General features: G+C 69.2%; 1 protein-coding gene. It reads right to left on the reverse strand.

Annotation, left to right across the window (positions count from 1 at the left end):
- Positions 1–834, reverse strand: an 834-nt coding sequence (locus ACLHZ1_RS20530) for a hypothetical protein (RefSeq protein ID WP_427263533.1), incomplete at both ends; no start/stop codon positions are given.

Genomic DNA, 834 nt, shown 5'->3' on the forward strand with positions numbered 1-834 from the left:
CCATGGTGGCGCTGTCGCGGCCCGGCTGGGATTCGTTGCCTGCCGCATCCACGATGGTCGCCGTCACGGTCAGCGCCTCGCCGTCGGCCGGACGGTCAAACTCGTAGTCCACCTTGCCAGCAAGGATATCGGCCTCGCTCAGTACCCGGTCAGGCTGGCCGCTCACCTTGAGGGCGTCACCGGCCTGGGCCTCGCCCGGCAGGGTCACCGCCACGTTTACCTTGCCGCTGATCTCGCTGCGGTCGATGGTGCCGTCGTTGTTCACGTCTTCGGTGATGACCACGGTCGGCGCCGCGGTGGCAGTGGTGTCGCCCATCACCGCGCTGTCGCTGCCTTCCGGCGAGACGTTGCCCGCCGCATCCACCAGGGTGGCGGTCACGGTCAGCGCCTCGCCGTCGGCCGGACGGTCAAACTCGTAGTCCACCTTGCCAGCAAGGATGTCGGCCTCGCTCAACAGGCGGTCGGCCTGGCCGCTCACCTTGAGGGTGTCACCGGCCTGGGCCTCGCCCGGCAGGGTCACCGCCACGTTCACGGGGCCCGCTATTTCGGTGCGGTCGATGGTGCCGTCGTTGTCGCTGTCTTCGGTGATGACCACGGTCGGCGCCGCGGTGGCAGTGGTGTCGCCCATCACCGCGCTGTCGCTGCCTTCCGGCGAGACGTTGCCCGCCGCGTCGACGATAGTGGCGGTCACGGTCAGCGCCTCGCCGTCGGCCGGACGGTCAAACTCGTAGCCCACCTTGCCAGCAAGGATATCGGCATCGGTCAACAGGCGGTCGGCCTGGCCGCTCACCTTGAGGGTGTCACCGGCCTGGGCCTCGCCCGGCAGGGTCACTG

This window comes from Aeromonas sobria (assembly GCF_050266975.1).
GTDB lineage: Bacteria > Pseudomonadota > Gammaproteobacteria > Enterobacterales > Aeromonadaceae > Aeromonas > Aeromonas sobria_B.